The 15,279-nt window shown below is 65.1% G+C and carries 11 protein-coding genes and 1 riboswitch; of the genes, 6 read left to right on the top strand and 5 right to left on the bottom strand.

Annotation, left to right across the window (positions count from 1 at the left end; translation table 11 throughout):
- Positions 1–65 precede the first annotated feature (65 nt).
- The 3 genes from ACX1DW_RS11855 to ACX1DW_RS11845 all read right to left on the bottom strand — a co-directional run bounded on the left by ACX1DW_RS11855 (position 66) and on the right by ACX1DW_RS11845 (position 2,944).
- Positions 66–653, bottom strand: coding sequence for a TMEM165/GDT1 family protein (locus ACX1DW_RS11855; RefSeq protein ID WP_458991626.1), 588 nt, complete (start codon positions 651–653; stop codon positions 66–68).
- Positions 654–742: 89 nt separating this feature from the next.
- Positions 743–860: riboswitch (yybP-ykoY riboswitch) on the bottom strand.
- 54 nt (positions 861–914) lie between these two features.
- Positions 915–1,913 (bottom strand): methyltransferase, encoded by a 999-nt coding sequence (locus ACX1DW_RS11850; RefSeq protein WP_458991625.1) that lies wholly within the window; start codon positions 1,911–1,913, stop codon positions 915–917.
- Between the two features lie 71 nt (positions 1,914–1,984).
- Positions 1,985–2,944: a 2-hydroxyacid dehydrogenase gene (locus ACX1DW_RS11845; RefSeq protein ID WP_458991624.1), complete on the bottom strand. Its 960-nt coding sequence runs from the start codon at positions 2,942–2,944 to the stop codon at positions 1,985–1,987.
- A gap of 71 nt (positions 2,945–3,015) precedes the next feature.
- Here ACX1DW_RS11845 and ACX1DW_RS11840 point away from each other — a divergent pair, with 71 nt between their 5' ends.
- Positions 3,016–3,645: a LysE family translocator gene (locus tag ACX1DW_RS11840; protein WP_079328469.1), complete on the top strand. Its 630-nt coding sequence runs from the start codon at positions 3,016–3,018 to the stop codon at positions 3,643–3,645.
- 105 nt (positions 3,646–3,750) lie between these two features.
- On the top strand, positions 3,751–5,415 hold the full coding sequence (locus ACX1DW_RS11835; protein WP_200600092.1) for a fatty acid--CoA ligase: 1,665 nt from the start codon (positions 3,751–3,753) through the stop codon (positions 5,413–5,415).
- A 24-nt stretch (positions 5,416–5,439) separates the two neighbouring features.
- Here ACX1DW_RS11835 and ACX1DW_RS11830 read toward each other — a convergent pair whose 3' ends face one another.
- Positions 5,440–7,077, bottom strand: coding sequence for an ATP-binding protein (locus tag ACX1DW_RS11830; RefSeq protein WP_458991623.1), 1,638 nt, complete (start codon positions 7,075–7,077; stop codon positions 5,440–5,442).
- A complete protein-coding gene (locus tag ACX1DW_RS11825) occupies positions 7,023–7,475 on the bottom strand; it encodes a PAS domain-containing protein (RefSeq protein ID WP_458991622.1) in 453 nt (150 codons plus the stop codon). The genes ACX1DW_RS11830 and ACX1DW_RS11825 overlap by 55 nt, the downstream gene beginning before the upstream one ends.
- Positions 7,476–7,654: 179 nt before the next feature.
- On the opposite strand from ACX1DW_RS11825, the gene ACX1DW_RS11820 reads away from it, so the two are divergent.
- From ACX1DW_RS11820 to ACX1DW_RS11805, 4 genes are all read left to right on the top strand, one after another.
- Complete coding sequence (locus ACX1DW_RS11820; RefSeq protein ID WP_200600089.1) at positions 7,655–8,299, top strand: MBL fold metallo-hydrolase; 645 nt, start codon at positions 7,655–7,657, stop codon at positions 8,297–8,299.
- A gap of 140 nt (positions 8,300–8,439) precedes the next feature.
- Entirely contained in the window at positions 8,440–9,093 is a 654-nt protein-coding gene (locus tag ACX1DW_RS11815; RefSeq protein ID WP_063544575.1) for an OmpA family protein, read from the top strand.
- Positions 9,094–9,307: 214 nt separating this feature from the next.
- Entirely contained in the window at positions 9,308–13,024 is a 3,717-nt protein-coding gene (locus ACX1DW_RS11810) for a CHASE domain-containing protein (RefSeq protein ID WP_458991621.1), read from the top strand.
- A 125-nt stretch (positions 13,025–13,149) separates the two neighbouring features.
- Positions 13,150–15,279 (top strand): two-component system response regulator, encoded by a 2,130-nt coding sequence (locus tag ACX1DW_RS11805; protein ID WP_063544579.1) that lies wholly within the window; start codon positions 13,150–13,152, stop codon positions 15,277–15,279.

Here is a 15,279-nt window from a genome sequence, read left to right as displayed (position 1 = left end):
GCGCTGATATGCGCTGCGGTAGCGCACTCTATCAGCTCCCCGGTTGCGCAGATTTGCGCTGGGTATCAGCCTGAGACAATCGTGCTCATGGTCAGCGCCTGATAGCCGGCGTACAGCGCCAGCGCGGCAAAGCCGGCGGCGGCGACCCGGCGGATCAGCGTCAGCGGCAGCCGGTCGGCGGCGAAGTGGCTGGCCAGTACCACCGGTACGTTGGCCAGCAGCATGCCGACCGTGGTGCCGAGGATGACCAGCACGAATTCCGGATACTGCGCGGCGAGCATCACGGTCGCGACCTGGGTCTTGTCGCCCATCTCGGCAATGAAGAAGGCGATTGTTGTCGCGATAAACGGGCCGTAGGGGCGGCCCAGCTTGGCGTCGTCGTCATCGAGTTTGTCCGGCACCAGCGTCCATAGCGCGACCGCAGCGAAGCTGGCCACCAGGATCCAGCTCAGCGCCACCGGCGAGAGCAGGCTCGATACCCAGCTGCCGACCGCACCGGCGGCGGCATGGTTGGCCAAGGTGGCGACGACGATGCCCCAGATGATCGGCCAGGGGCGCCGATAACGCGCCGCCAGCAGCAGTGCGAGCAACTGCGTCTTGTCGCCGATTTCGGCGAGCGCAACGATCAGGGTGGGGACGAAAAACGATTCCAAGCGGCATTCCTTTAGGGCGGGTCGACAGATTCACCATGACATGCGCAGCCTGCCCGCCCGGGTCAGGTGTACATGTCATGGGTCTTGTCAAACCTGACCTGGCGTATCGTTACGCGCTGGCCGGTCGCATGCGCCATGGTCTGTGGACCAAGTATGTTGACGCATGCCGGACGAGCAGGGCGCTCGTCGGAGACTACTCCCCCAAGGACGGCGGCGAGTTTGCCGCAACCGGCCGTTCGGTGCAACCGCCGGTCGCGGGCATCAGGGCCGCACGGCGCGGTAGATACGGAAGCCGTCGCGCTCGGCGAGCGTGTGGCAGGGGCCAAGATGCTGCTCGATCAGGGGGGGATACCTGAGGAACGCGTTGGCTACCAGCCGCAGCTCGCCATCGCTGACCAAGTGCTCGGCGGCGCGTTCGATCAGCGTCTCGCTGGCCCGGTAGCTGGTGTGCACGCCCTGATGGAACGGCGGGTTACTGACGATCGCAGTCAGTTGCCGAGGCGCGGCGTCGATGCCATCGCCGGCAATGACTTCAGCTTCGAGCCCGTTGGCTGCGAGCGTCCGGCGACTGCTCTCGACGGCGAAGGCGTCGACGTCCAGCAGCACCAGCTCGCTTTGCGGATAACGGCGTTTCAGCGTGGCACCGAGAATGCCGGCACCGCAGCCGAAATCCAGCAGTCGGCCGCCGGGCAGGTCGTCGAGGTGCTCGAGCAACAGGGCGCTGCCCAGATCCAGGCGGCCATGGCTGAACACGCCGGGCAGGCTGACCACCTCGAGCGGCCCGTCAGCCAGTTGCAGGGTAAAACGGCTGGCCAGCGCATCGAGATCCGGCGCGGCGGGCGCCTGCTCGACCTCGACCTGCCAGAGCTGACAATGGCGGGCACTGTCGAGTTTGCGCGCGCGGCCGAAGCAGGCCAGCTGCTTGGCGGCACGCTCGATGCCGCCGCGCTTCTCGCCCACCAGGTACAGCGGTCGGCCGGGCAAACGTGCCGCCAGGGCCTGCAACAGGTAGTCGGTCAGCTCGCGGGACTTCGGCAAGAACAGCACGGCCGTGTCGAACGCCCCCTGCGGCGGGGCAACGCCGAAGCTGCAGCGCCCGCCGAAGCGCTTGTCCAGCTGCTGCTGTTCGCCGGCGTGCCAGCTCCAGGCGGTAGCGCCTGTCAGCTGCCCCAGCAGATCGTCGGCCGGCAGGCCGGCGAGCAATACCCGGCCGCCGAACAGCTCGGCTTGACGCAGCAGCACTTCGCTTCGCGGGTCCATTGGCGTCTCCCTGAAAAAGGCCGGGAGCTTAGGGGCTCGGCGGCCTCTCTCGCAAGCCGCAGTTGCCCGGCTCAGTTGACCTGGCGGAGTGGGCTGCCGGCGAAGAACGCCGTGGCGTTCTCGGCCAGCTGAGCGACGATGCGCTGGCGAGCCTCGCGGCTGCCCCAGGCGCTGTGCGGCGTGATGATCAGACGCGGCAGGTCCGGGGCGAGCAGCGGGTTGTCATCGCGTGGCGGCTCGCTGGTCAGCACGTCGGTGGCGGCGCCACCCAGGTGGCCGCGGCGCAGCGCATCGGCCAGTGCCTGTTCGTCCACCAGGCCGCCACGGGCGGCGTTGATCAGGAAGGCGGTCGGCTTCATCAGCTGCAGCTCGCGGGCACCGATGAGATTGCGCGTCTGTTCGGTCAGCGGGCAGTGCAGGGTCAGTGCATCGACCTGTGGCAGCAGCTCGTCCAGGTCGAGGCGATCCGGGCGCTTCGGCCGTCCCGGCAGGTTGCCGACCAGCACGCGCATGCCCAGAGCTTCGGCCAGCTTCGCCACGGCACTGCCCAGCTCGCCATGCCCGAGCAGGCCGAGGGTCTTGCCGTCCAGCTCGACGATCGGGAAGTCGAGCAGGCAGAACTGTCCGCTTTCCTGCCAGCGTCCGCGGGCGACGGCGGCCTGGTAGTCGGGCAGCCGCGTGGCCAGGGCCAGCAGCAGCATCAGGGTGTGCTGGGCGACGGTTGGGGTGCCGTAGGCCTGGCAATTGCTGACGACGATGCCGCGTTCGCGGGCGGCCTGCAGGTCGATGTTGTTGACGCCGGTGGCCGAGACGAGGATCAGCTTGAGTTCCGGGCAGGCGGCGAGCGTCTCTGCATCAAGCGCCACCTTGTTGACGATGGCCACCTGGGCGCCGCGCAGACGCTCGACGATCTGTTCCGGCGAACTCAGTTCATGGCAGACCAGCTCGTCGAAGGCGCTGCGCAGCGGGACGAGATCGAGATCGCCCTGATCGAGCGGGGAGAGGTCGAGGAAAACGGCGCGAATGGGCATCAACTGTACCTTTCGAAGTCGCCGGGGCTGGACGACAATGTCTAGCCCGGCTTAAGCGTGGAGAGCGGATTGTGTACTGGATGGAGTTTATGACCGTGGCGCTGGTGCATCTGCTCGCGGTGGCGAGCCCCGGCCCGGATTTCGCGGTGGTGGTGCGCGAAAGCGTGGCGCAGGGCCGGCGTGCGGGTAGCTGGACGGCGCTGGGAGTCGGCTGCGGAATATTCGTCCATGTCGCCTACTCCCTGCTCGGCATCGGCCTGATCGTCTCGCAGTCGATTGTGCTGTTCAACCTCTTCAAGTGGCTGGCGGCCGCTTATCTGGTGTACCTCGGCTGGCGAGCGCTGCGGGCTCGGCCGATGAGCCTGGAGGCGATCGACGGGGCGAACGCACCGGTGGCGCGAAGCGCGTGGCGGGCGTTCGTGATCGGCTTCGTCACCAATGGCCTGAACCCCAAGGCCACGCTGTTCTTCCTCTCGCTATTCACCGTCGTGATCAGCCCCGATACACCGCTGCTGGTGCAGGCCGGCTACGGTCTCTACCTCGCCGGTGCGACTGCGCTGTGGTTTCTGCTGGTGGCCTGGCTGTTCAGCCGAGGCCGCGTGCGTGCTGGCTTTGCGCGCATGGGGCACTGGTTCGATCGGCTGACGGGGGCAGTGCTGATTGGCCTTGGCGCTCGCCTGGCCCTGAGCGAAATCGGTTAACACGCTGAAACGAGGTGTGGGGAAAATAATCCTTTGGACTGATTTTGCCTGGGGGGCGACGCTCTAGAGTGCAGCGTACAAGTCCAACAAGAACAGGATGCCCCCATGCTGCAGACCCGTGTCATCAAGCCCGCGGCGAACGCCTACCAGTACCCCCTGCTGATCAAGCGCCTGCTGCTGTCCGGCGTGCGCTACGAGCGCAGCCGGGAAATCGTCTACCGCGACCAGCTGCGTTACGACTACCGCACCCTCAACGAACGGGTCGCGCGGCTGGCCAACGTGCTGACTGCGGCCGGGGTCAAGCCGGGCGATACGGTGGCGGTGATGGACTGGGACAGCCATCGCTACCTCGAATGCATGTTCGCCATCCCGATGATCGGCGCGGTGGTGCACACCATCAACGTGCGGCTGTCACCGGATCAGATCCTCTACACCATGAACCACGCCGACGACCGCTTCGTGCTGGTCAACAGCGAGTTCGTGCCGCTGTACCAGGCGATCGCCGGGCAGCTGACCACCGTGCAGAAGACACTGCTGCTCACCGATGGCGACGCGCACGACGTTGGCCTGCCAGACTGCGTCGGCGAATACGAAAGCCTGCTGGCCGCCGCCGCGCCGAGCTACGAATTCCCCGACTTCGACGAGGACTCGGTCGCCACGACCTTCTACACCACCGGCACCACCGGTAACCCCAAGGGCGTGTACTTCACCCATCGCCAGTTGGTGCTGCACACCCTGGCCGCGGCGGTGACCGTCGGCTGTCGGGAAAATCCGCGGCTGATGGGCTCGGACGACGTCTACATGCCGATCACACCGATGTTCCACGTGCATGCCTGGGGGCTGCCCTACGTTGCCACCATGCTCGGCCTCAAACAGGTCTATCCGGGCCGCTACGACCCCGAGTACCTGATCGATCTCTGGCATCGCGAGCAGGTGACCTTTTCCCATTGCGTGCCGACCATCGTGCAGATGCTGCTCAACGCCAAGGCGGCCCAGGGCACCGACTTCAAGGGCTGGAAGATCACTATCGGCGGCAGCGCGCTGACCCGGGGCCTGTACGACCAGGCCAAGGCCCGCGGCATGAACCTGATCGCGGCCTACGGCATGTCCGAGACCTGCCCGCTGATCTCAGGAGCGCACATCAACGACGAGTTGCTCGAGGCCGACGAGGACACGCGCAGCACCTTCCACCTCAAGGCCGGCGTGCCGGTGGTGCTGGTCGATGCGGCGATCCAGGCCGCCGATGGCAGTTTCCTGCCGGCGGATGGCGCCTCTCAGGGCGAGCTGGTACTGCGGGCGCCGTGGCTGACCCAGGGCTACTACAACGAGCCGGAGAAGAGCGAGGAGCTCTGGGCCGGCGGCTGGCTGCATACCGGTGACGTCGCGGTGATCGACGAGATGGCCAATATCGAGATCCGCGACCGCATCAAGGACGTGATCAAGACTGGCGGGGAGTGGTTGTCTTCACTGACGCTCGAGGGGTTGATCAGCCGCCACGAGGCGGTGCGTGACGTGGCTGTGGTCGGTGTGCCGGACGAGCGCTGGGGCGAACGGCCGTTTGCGCTGGTGGTGCTGGCCGAAGGCCGCGAGTTGAATGCCGAGCAGCTGCGCGCCTTCCTCGAACCGGCGGTCACCGAAGGCCATATCAACAAGTGGGCGATTCCCCAGCAGATCGCCGTGGTGAGCGAGATTCCCAAGACCAGCGTCGGCAAGCTGGACAAGAAGCGCATCCGCAGCGAAATCGCCCGCTGGCAGGAGGAGAGTGCGTAACAGGCCTCGCGCTGAGGCGTTCGGCTAGGCGGGGGTGGACTCCAGCAGCGTCTGCACCCGCGTCTGCAAGGCATCCAGCGTGAAGGGTTTGCCAAGCACCTCCTGCGCTGGCGCCGAGGGTTGCTCCGCGAACTGCGCCTGCTCGGCGTAACCAGTGATCATCAGCACCTTCAGGTCGGGTAGCTGCCGGCGCGCCTGCTCGGCGAACTGGTGGCCGTTCAAGCCGCCAGGCAGACCGATATCGGTAATCAGCAGGTCTATCGAACCGGTCTCCGCCAGCAGGTCGAGGGCGGTGACGCCATTGGCCGCCTGCAACGTCCGGTGACCCATTTCCTCCAGCACCTCGCAGACCAGCGTGCGGATATTGTCCTCGTCATCCACCACCAGCACCCGCCGGCCGGCTATGCCGCTCGGCAGCTGCCGCGGAGCCGTCTGCTCCGTCTGCTCGCTCAGCGCGCCACTGTAGCGCGGCAGATACAGGCAGACCGAGGTGCCCTGTCCGGGTGTACTGTCGATCTGAGCGCTGCCACCCGATTGGCGGGCGAAACCGTAGACCATCGATAGGCCGAGCCCGGTACCGGCGCCCAGCGGCTTGGTGGTGAAGAAGGGGTCGAAAACGTAGGGCAGCTTTTCCGGGGCGATACCGCTGCCCGTGTCTTCCACGCTCAACACCACGTAGTCGCCTGCAGTCATGCCCAGGCGCGCGGCAGCTGATCCATCGAGTGTCTGGTTAGCGGTCCTTATGCCCAGGCGGCCGCCGTCGGGCATGGCATCACGCGCATTGAGCGTCAAGTTCAACAGTACATTCTCCAACTGATTGGCGTCGCACTGGGTCAGCCAGAGGTCGTGCGCCAATGCCAGGTCGAAGGTCACCAGCGGGCCGATGGTTCGCTGCAGCAATTCGCGCATGTCATCGACCAGCGAGTTGGCATCGGTCGGGCGAAGATGCAACGGCTGGCGCCGGGAGAATGCCAGCAATCGGTGGGTCAGCGCCGCCGCGCGGTCGGCAGAGCTCAGCGCACTGGCGAGATGGCGGTGCAGGTCATCGTGGCGGCCCTGATCCAGGCGTCGGCCGAGCAGGCCGAGCGCGCCGACGATGCCACCCAGCAGGTTGTTGAAGTCATGGGCGAGGCCGCTGGTGAGCTGGCCTACCGCCTCCATCTTCTGCGCCTGGTGCAGTGCCGATTCGGCGGCTGCGCGGGCCGCAATGGCCTCATCGACTCGGCTTTCCAGCGTGTCGTTCAGGCGCTGCAGGGCCAGTTCGGTGCGCTTGTGCTCGGTGACATCGATGCATGCGCCGACCAGGTAGGATGGCCGCCCGGCCTGGTCACGCACGTTCATCGCCCGCCCGAACAGCCAGCGCTCGCCCTGGCCCAGCAGCACGCGGAAGTGCATTTCGAAATCCTCACCACTCCTGGCGCAGCGTTCGCCCAGCAGCACCAAGCGTTCGCGATCCTGGTGATGCACGCGCTCGAGCAGGTCGCTCAGGTAGATCTCGCCGAAGCCTTCCATACCCACCAGCCGCAGCATGGCGGCATCCATGTCGATTCGCTGGCTCGCGAGTTGCCAGTAGAAGGTTCCGGTGCCTGATACCAGCAATGCGGCATTCAGGCGTTCGTCGCTTTCCTGCAGTTGTGCACGAGCCAGCTCCTGGGCATGCAACTGGGCGGTACGTCCTCGACCCGATGGATGACATAACGCACCCGCCCGCGGTCGTCCTTCACCGGCGCGTTGACCACGTTCCAGAAGCGCTCCTCGAACCCGCCGCCACTGGCTTCGGGGCGTCGGATGGCATAACGCACCTGGCTCAGGCGCTGGGTCTGGCCGGTGGCGATGACGTCCTCCAGGGAGCGGCGCAGCGTCGCTGCGCCGGAGCTCGGCTTCTCCGGCTCATGGTCGCTGAATACCTCGAACAGCGGCTTGCCGATCACGTCTTCCCGGCGAGTCATGGTGACGCGCAAGCGCTCGTCACTGCTGGCAACCATGGTGTATTCGGCATCCGCCGCCACGATCAGATAAATGCCGGGCAGGCCGTCGATGATTGCCTGCAGGTCATGCATAACGATCAGTTCCCTCGGTTGGGGTGCGCCTAATGCGCATGCCTTTTTAATGACTCCATCGGGGCCGGAAAATTGCCCGGCCATCGTGGGCGGCGCGTAGGATTGCCTGCCACCCGCGCAGGCGGCAATCTGTTCGTCCCGCGCCGTCGGCGCAGTGAAACAGCCCAATCGAGGACGTCATGGCGGCCACCCAAACAACGCTGATCCGCGAAACCTTTCCCGTCGGTCCCTTGCAGTGCAACTGCACCATCATCGGCGACCCGCTGAGCAAGAAAGCCATCGTGGTCGACCCGGGTGGCGACCCAGAACTCATCATGACGCGGCTGGAGGCCCATGGTCTGAAGGTGGTCAGCATCATCCACACCCATGCGCATCTGGATCACTTTCTTGCATCCGGCAAGATGAAGGAGCGCACCGGCGCCACGCTGCATCTGCACAAGGCCGATCAGTTTCTCTGGGACAACCTGGAGATGCAGTGCCGCCTGTTCGGCGTGCCCTATACGCCGGTGCCGGCGCCCGATCGGTGGCTGGCCGATGACGAGGAGCTGGCCTGCGGTTGCGGCGTGGCGTTGCATACACCCGGGCATACGCCGGGCTCGATGAGCTTTTGGTTCGCCGACGCCAAGCTGCTGATTGCCGGTGACACCCTGTTCCGCCGCGGTATCGGGCGGACCGATCTGTGGGGCGGCGACTACGCTGCGATCGAGCGCTCCATCAGGCAGCGGCTCTACACGCTTGATGAGGAGGCCACGGTGGTGACGGGCCACGGTCCGGACACCCGGCTGGGCGACGAGATGCGCGAAAATCCTTTCGTCCGTGGCTGAGCAGGCAGGGGGCGTTGCGCGGGTTCTGCTGCACGGTTCCAATCGCTGGTCATGGTCGGTGTTAATCTAGCGCCGCACTCAGGGCTGGGCTCGCAAGAGCACGGGATCGCCCTGGTAACTGTCGAGAGAAGGAAGTACCTATGAAAAAGCTGAACATCACCGCTCTCGCAGCGGGTGTCGTCCTGCTGGCTGGTTGCACCACCAATCCCTATACCGGCGAGCAGCAGGCAGGTAAGGCAGGCATCTACGGCGGCATCGGTGCGGTCAGCGGTGCGGTCATCGGCGCGGCGACTTCGAGCAAGAAGGACCGTACCAAGGGCGCGCTGATCGGCGCCGCGGTGGGTGGTGCGGCGGGCGGTGGCTACGGTTACTACGTCGATACCCAGGAAGCCAAGCTGCGCCAGACGCTGCAGGGCACCGGTGTTCAGGTGCAGCGCAACGGCGACAACCTGACCCTCATCATGCCGGGCAATATCACCTTTGCCAGCAACTCCGCGGACATTTCCAGCAGCTTCTACCCCACCCTGAACTCCCTGGTGCAGGTCTTCAAGGAGTTCAACAAGAACGGTGTCGATATCGTCGGCCATACCGACAGCACCGGCTCGCTGCAGCTGAACCAGGACCTGTCCAACCGCCGCGCGCAGAGCGTCGCGTCCTACCTGATCGCCAATGGCGTCGCCCCTGCGCGCATTTCGTCCTACGGCGCCGGCCCGAGCCAGCCGATCGCGAGCAACGACACTGCTGCTGGTCGCGCGCAGAATCGCCGCGTCGAGATCAATCTCCGTCCGCTGTAATCGCCGTCCCGGCGGCCGGTTGGTTGAGTCCCCGTCAGCCGGAGTTTGCAGGGCCTGCTTACGGAACGCCTCATAGGCATCGGCATCGCAATGGTGCCGATGCCGTCGTTATTCAGACGCCATCAATCCGTTCGTGCTCGCAACCATGGAACCTCTCTGCGCTATGCGAATCTGACATTCGATAGCGCGCCAGTAGTGGCACAGAGGAGGTCGAATGGATGATCGTCCCGCTCTCCATTCCCGCAGGTCCTGGCTGCCATTACTGGTCGCTCTGACCCTGATGGCGGGGCTGGGTGGATGGATTGGCTGGCAGTGGCATGTCCAGGAGCAACGCAGCAAGGTCGAGCAGGAGCAGCGCTTCACTTTCGCGGTCGATGACATCGAGCACACGCTGCGCGAGCGCATGCGCGCTTACGAGATGGTGCTGCGCGGCCTGGCCGGCGTCGTCGCGGGCAGCGATCTGGTGACGGTGGACGACTGGGCGCGGGCTGCCGATCAGCTGCAGTTGCAGGACTTCTATCCCGGCATTCAGGCGGTGGCGCTGGCCCGGCATGCCACGCCGGAAACCATCAACGACATGATCGAGCAGATTCGCGCCAGCGGGCGTGAACGCTTCCGCATGTACCCGACCGGTGAGCGAGCCGAGTACGTGGTCGTCGACTACATCCATCCCACCGACTGGCGAAACCGACGGGTGCTGGGCTTCGATCTGTTCAGCGAGGCCACCCGTAGGGAAGCCATCATCAATACGCGCAACAGTGGTAACCCGGTGCTTACCGGACCGTTGCGCTTGAAGCAGGAAACCGAGCAGAACATCCAGGTCGGCGTCCTGCTGTTCCTTCCGCTCTACGCTGCGGCCGCTCCGGTAACTACGGAAGAGGAGCGCCAGCGAGCCTTCGTTGGGACCTTGCACGGTGCGTTTCGCCTCACCGATCTGATGGAAGGCATCCTCGGTTCGCGCAGCCGAATGCTGCAGCTGCAACTGTTCGACGCCGCTAATCCGGACGAGCCGTTGCTGGCTGGCCGAGCCCCGGTCAGCAACGATGCGGCCTTCCAGCGGGTGCGCAACATCTACATGTATGGCCGCAGCTGGCAATTGCAGGTCGCCAGCACGCCGGAGTACGAGGCGGTATTGCGCGACAACAACCGGGCCTTCAGCCTGGCGGCGGCCCTCACCGCGGCGGCTCTGTTCTCGTTGCTGGTCGGCGGTTACTTGTATCTGCGCGAACGTGCGTTGCGCAGCAGCCAGGCGCTCAGTCTGCAGCTGCAGGAACGGGAAGCGCGCTTTCGCCAGCTCATCGAGCAGCTTCCCGTCGCGACGCTGCTGTGCAATGCCAGTGGGCGCATCGAGCTGGCCAATCAGAGTGCCGGGCTGCTGCTCGGCAGCACGGCCGAACTGTTGGCCGGCGAACGGGTGAGTCGCTACGTGCCGGGCGTGCTCGGCGAGCAGATCCTGCGACAGTTGCGCGAAACGAGTCAGCTCGAGTTGCAGGGTCAGCGCGACGATGGTCGGCCGATCCCGTTGGCGGTCAGCCTGACCAGCTTCAGTCACGACGAGACCCTGTACTACGTACTCAACCTGCTCGACCTGCAGGCGCGCAAGCGTGATGAAGAACGTTTTCGTAACGTTGTAGAGGCATCGCCCAACGCGTTCGTGCTGGTCGATGAGCACGGCGAAATCGTCATGGTCAATCGCCAGACGGAGCTGTTGTTCGGCTACACCCGCCAGGAGCTGCTCGGGCAACCGGTCGAGCTGCTGCTGCCGGAAGTCCTTCGCGAAGCCCATCGAGGCTTGCGCCAGGGTTACGCCGAGCATCCGGAGCCGCGGCGCATGGGCGGCAATCGCGAGCTGTTCGGACGCCATCGCGATGGCAGTGCGTTGCCGGTGGAGATCGGTTTGTCACCGCTGCGCAGCGGCGACGAGCAGCTGGTGCAGGCGGTGATCATCGACATCAGCCATCGCAAGGCCGCCGAGCGCCGGCTACGCGAGCAGGCGGACCAGCTGGCAGTGGCCAATCGCTACAAGTCCGAGTTCCTCGCCAATATGTCCCATGAGCTGCGTACCCCGCTCAACAGCATCCTCATTCTCAGCGACCAGCTGCGGCAGAACGGCTCGGGCAATCTCAACGACAAACAGGTGCGCCATGCCGACATCATTCACCGTGCCGGTCATGAACTGCTGCAGCTGATCAACGATGTGCTGGATCTGGCCAAGATCGAGTCTGGACGCATGCAGCTCAAGCTGGAGCCGTTCAATCTGCGCGAGCTGCTGAGTGAACTGGAGTCGGCACTGCGGCCGATGGCCGAGCAGAACGGCCTGCTGTTCAAGGTCAGCGTCGATCCCGACGTGCCGTCCAGCCTGAGCTCCGACCGGGCGCGGCTGCGGCAGGTGTTGCACAACCTGCTGACCAATGCGCTCAAGTTCACCGAGCAGGGCGAGGTAGAGCTGCGGGTGAGCTGCCCGAGTGTCGCTCATGAGGCCGATCGGCAACTGCAGATCGAGGTCCTCGACACCGGCATCGGCATCGCCGCGGATCAGCAGGAGCGCATTTTCCAGGCGTTCCAGCAGATCGATGGCTCGATCAGCCGCCACTACGGCGGCACTGGCCTGGGCTTGGCGATCACCCGCCAGCTGGTGGAGGTGCTGGGCGGCGAAGTCAGCGTGCAGAGCGAACTGGGCCACGGAGCCATCTTCACCGTGCGCTTGCCGATTGGTGCGTCGGCTGCACCGGCGCAGGCCGAGCTACCGCGCCAGCCGCAGCGTCGTGGACGTGGTCCGGGGCTTTTGATCATCGAGGACGACGCCGACTTCGCATCCGTCGTGGCCGAGGTGGGGCAGAGTCATGGTTTCACCAGTCTGATCTGCAATACCGGGCAGCAGGGCCTGGAGGCTCTGCAGCGAGAGCATTTCGCCGCAGTGATTCTGGATATCCTGCTGCCGGACATGAGCGGTTGGCAGGTCCATCGCGAGCTACGCAACGACGAGCGACACCAGGGGTTGCCGGTGCTGATCATTTCCTGTGTGCCGCAGCCCAACGACTGGCGTGACGATGGGACTCGCTACCTGGTTAAGCCGGTCGCGCAGGCTGAACTCGAACGCATCTTCTCCGAGCTGGCGCGGCATGAGCACAACCCGTTACGGCTGTTGCTGGTGGAGGCCGATTCGCAGCGCCGCGAGCTGATTCGCAACTACTTCGAGCGGCTCGGCTACCGCGTCACGCTCGCCGTTACTGCCGGCGGGGCAAGGTTGGCCTATGCCGAGCAGGTCTTCCCGGTGCTGGTGGTCGACAACGAACTGGCCGACGGCAATGGTCTGGATTTGCTGGACGCGCTCGACCAGGTGCGCTCGTTGCGTGGCGTGACCGTGCTGCTGAACAGTCGCGAGCCGCTTTCTGACGCCGACCTCAAGCGGCTGCATCGGTATTCGGCGACCGCGTTGTCCAAGACCGAAGCGCTCGAGAGCATGGGTCAGGTGCTGCGCCCACAATCCGATTCTGCAGCACCGAGCCCGGTGGTTGCGCTGCAGTTGGCGGCGCCTGGGCGAAGGGTGCTGTTGATGGATGAAGACGTGCGTCTGATCTATTCGCTGACGGCCCAGCTCGACGCGCTGGGGCTGCAGGTAGTCCCGGCAACCAGCGCCAAAGAGGCCATTGCGCGTTTCCAGGAGGATGCCTTCGATCTGGTACTGCTGGACATGGATCAGCCGGGGGTGGAAGGTCCGGAAGTGGCTCGACGACTCAAGCATGAGCTCGATTGCCAAGTGCCGATCGTGGCGCTGACCGGCCCCGAGGCGGCGCGGACGAAGGACTCTGTTCTTCTGGCGGGTGTGGATGATGTGCTGGCCAAACCGGTCGAGGATACGGCGTTGCTGGAATTGGTGCGGCGGAGGCTGGGCCTGGAGCAGGGCGCGACCGATGCGGAGAAGGAGTAGCGAGTGGGACAGGCTGAACAACGTGATTTCAAGCTGGTGGCGCAGTCATCGGTATACGTGGTGCATGCTCCCGTCGGCGGGTGTTCACCGCTGACGGTCCTGCAGTGTCGGCCCGGAGGTTGGCGATGAGTCAGGCGCAGCTCAAGGCCAGACCGCGCAGCCGTACGCTGCTGGTGGTGGATGATCGCGAGGCCAATCTGGTGGCGATGGAGGCGCTGCTGGGCGACGGTGACTGGCAGGTGCATACGGTCAACTCCGGCGAGGCGGCGCTCAAGGCCTTGTTGGAACTCGACGTGGAGCTGGTCCTGCTGGATGTGCAGATGCCTGGCATGGATGGCTTCGAGGTTGCCCGCTTGATGCGCGGCAGTCCGCATACCCGCTATACGCCGATCATCTTCGTCTCGGCCATCGCGCATACCCGTGATTCGGTGTTGCGCGGCTATGCCACCGGCGCGGTGGATTTCATCCTCAAACCGTTTGACCCGCAGGTGCTCAAGCACAAGATCAACACGCTGTTGGCCCACGAGCACAACCGGCGCGATCTGCAGTTGCTCACCCAGCAACTCGACAGTGCCCGCGCGTTCAACGCGTCGGTGCTGAGCAACGCCGCCGAAGGCATTCTGGTGGTTGCCGAGGACGGCATCATCAGCTTTGCCAACCCGGCGATCGCCGGCATGCTGCACACCCGCGTCGAAGACCTGCAGGGCACACCCTTGCTGTCACACCTGGCCGCACCGGATATGCCCGCGGACTGGCACGAGTCGGACTTCTATCGTTACTGGCGCAGTGGCTCGACCTTCCGCCTGCACGAAGCGCAGCTGCATACCGCCAACGGAACGCCGCTGCCGGTGGCGCTATCGAGCTCGCCGCTGCCGCGCCAGCAGCGCTCGATGGTGGTGATCGCCCTGGATATGTCAGTGGTGCGCAACCTGCACACGCAGCTGGAAACCCAGGCGGTCACCGACTCGCTCACCGGACTGCTCAATCGCCGCGGGTTCCATCAGGCGCTGGAATCGTCGCTGGCGCGGGTCGATCGCAACGGCAAGCGCATGGCAATCCTCTACATCGATCTGGACGGCTTCAAGCGCATCAACGATTCGCTCGGCCACGACGCCGGTGATGAAATCCTCTGCAAGGTGGCGCGCCTGCTGGAAACCTGCATGCGCCCGTACGACATCATCGCGCGCATGGGGGGCGACGAGTTCACCGCGCTGCTCGATTCCCTAGACCAGCCGGAGGACGCCGCGCGGGTCGCGGAAAAACTCATCGAACTGATCTCGGTGCGGCACAAGATCGATGGCACCGAGGTAACCCTGGGCGCCAGCATCGGCATCGCGCACTTTCCCGACTGCGGAGTCAGTGTCGACCAATTGCTGCGCTCGGCCGATATGGCGATGTACGAGGCCAAACGCGCCGGTCGGCGGCAGTATCGCTTTTTCTCCAGCGATATGAACGAGCGGGCGCATGCGCGGCTGATGATGGAGGAGAACCTGCGCAGCGCCACCGACCGCAACGATTTCGAGCTGCTCTACCAGCCGCAGGTGATGCTCGACAGCGGAGCCCTGCGCGGTTTCGAAGGCCTGTTGCGCTGGCCGCAGGGCGAGGCCGGCGAGAACCAGCCCGGCGTGTTCATCCCATTGCTGGAAGAAACCCGGCTGATCGAGCGGGTAGGCGACTGGGTGCTGCGCGAAGGGATGAACGAGTACGTGCGCTGGCTGCCAGCCCTCGGCACCGACCTGATCCTCAGCCTGAACGTCAGTCCGGTGCAGTTCAGCCGGGCCGGGCTGTTCGATTCACTGCGACGGCTGCTTGATGAATACCAGCTGAACCCGGCTCAGCTGGAGCTGGAAGTCACCGAAGGCACGTTGATGCAGGATCTCGAGCAAAGCTGCGAAAAGCTGCGGCAGCTGCGCAAGCTCGGGGTGCGCGTGGCAATCGACGATTTCGGTACCGGTTATTCGTCACTGGCCTATCTGCGGCATTTCGAACTGGACACGCTGAAGATCGATCGGCTGTTCATCGCCAATATGCTGGACTCGCCGCGCGATGCGGCGGTCGTCAGCACTATCATCGACCTGGGTCGCAACCTGGGGCTGGAAGTGGTGGCGGAGGGCGTGGAAACGCTCGCTCAGCGCGATTGGCTGGTGGAAAACGGCTGCGATGTCATGCAGGGCTTCCTCGTGTCCCCTGCGGTTACCGCTGAGCAGGCGCGCGCCTTTGCGGCGCAGCCCGTCTGGCAGCCGCCGAGCCGCTAG

Source organism: Stutzerimonas sp. KH-1, assembly GCF_054483855.1.
This window is presented reverse-complemented; position numbering and strand designations above follow the sequence as displayed.

What these genes read in the sequence shown, in the direction of transcription:
- ACX1DW_RS11820 (WP_200600089.1), top strand. Translation starts at nt 7,655, where the DNA reads ATGGCGGCCACCCAAACAACGCTGATCCGCGAAACCTTTCCCGTCGGT.
- ACX1DW_RS11825 (WP_458991622.1), bottom strand. Translation starts at nt 7,475, where the DNA reads ATGCATGACCTGCAGGCAATCATCGACGGCCTGCCCGGCATTTATCTG.
- ACX1DW_RS11815 (WP_063544575.1), top strand. Translation starts at nt 8,440, where the DNA reads ATGAAAAAGCTGAACATCACCGCTCTCGCAGCGGGTGTCGTCCTGCTG.
- ACX1DW_RS11850 (WP_458991625.1), bottom strand. Translation starts at nt 1,913, where the DNA reads ATGGACCCGCGAAGCGAAGTGCTGCTGCGTCAAGCCGAGCTGTTCGGC.
- ACX1DW_RS11810 (WP_458991621.1), top strand. Translation starts at nt 9,308, where the DNA reads ATGGATGATCGTCCCGCTCTCCATTCCCGCAGGTCCTGGCTGCCATTA.
- ACX1DW_RS11805 (WP_063544579.1), top strand. Translation starts at nt 13,150, where the DNA reads ATGAGTCAGGCGCAGCTCAAGGCCAGACCGCGCAGCCGTACGCTGCTG.
- ACX1DW_RS11845 (WP_458991624.1), bottom strand. Translation starts at nt 2,944, where the DNA reads ATGCCCATTCGCGCCGTTTTCCTCGACCTCTCCCCGCTCGATCAGGGC.
- ACX1DW_RS11835 (WP_200600092.1), top strand. Translation starts at nt 3,751, where the DNA reads ATGCTGCAGACCCGTGTCATCAAGCCCGCGGCGAACGCCTACCAGTAC.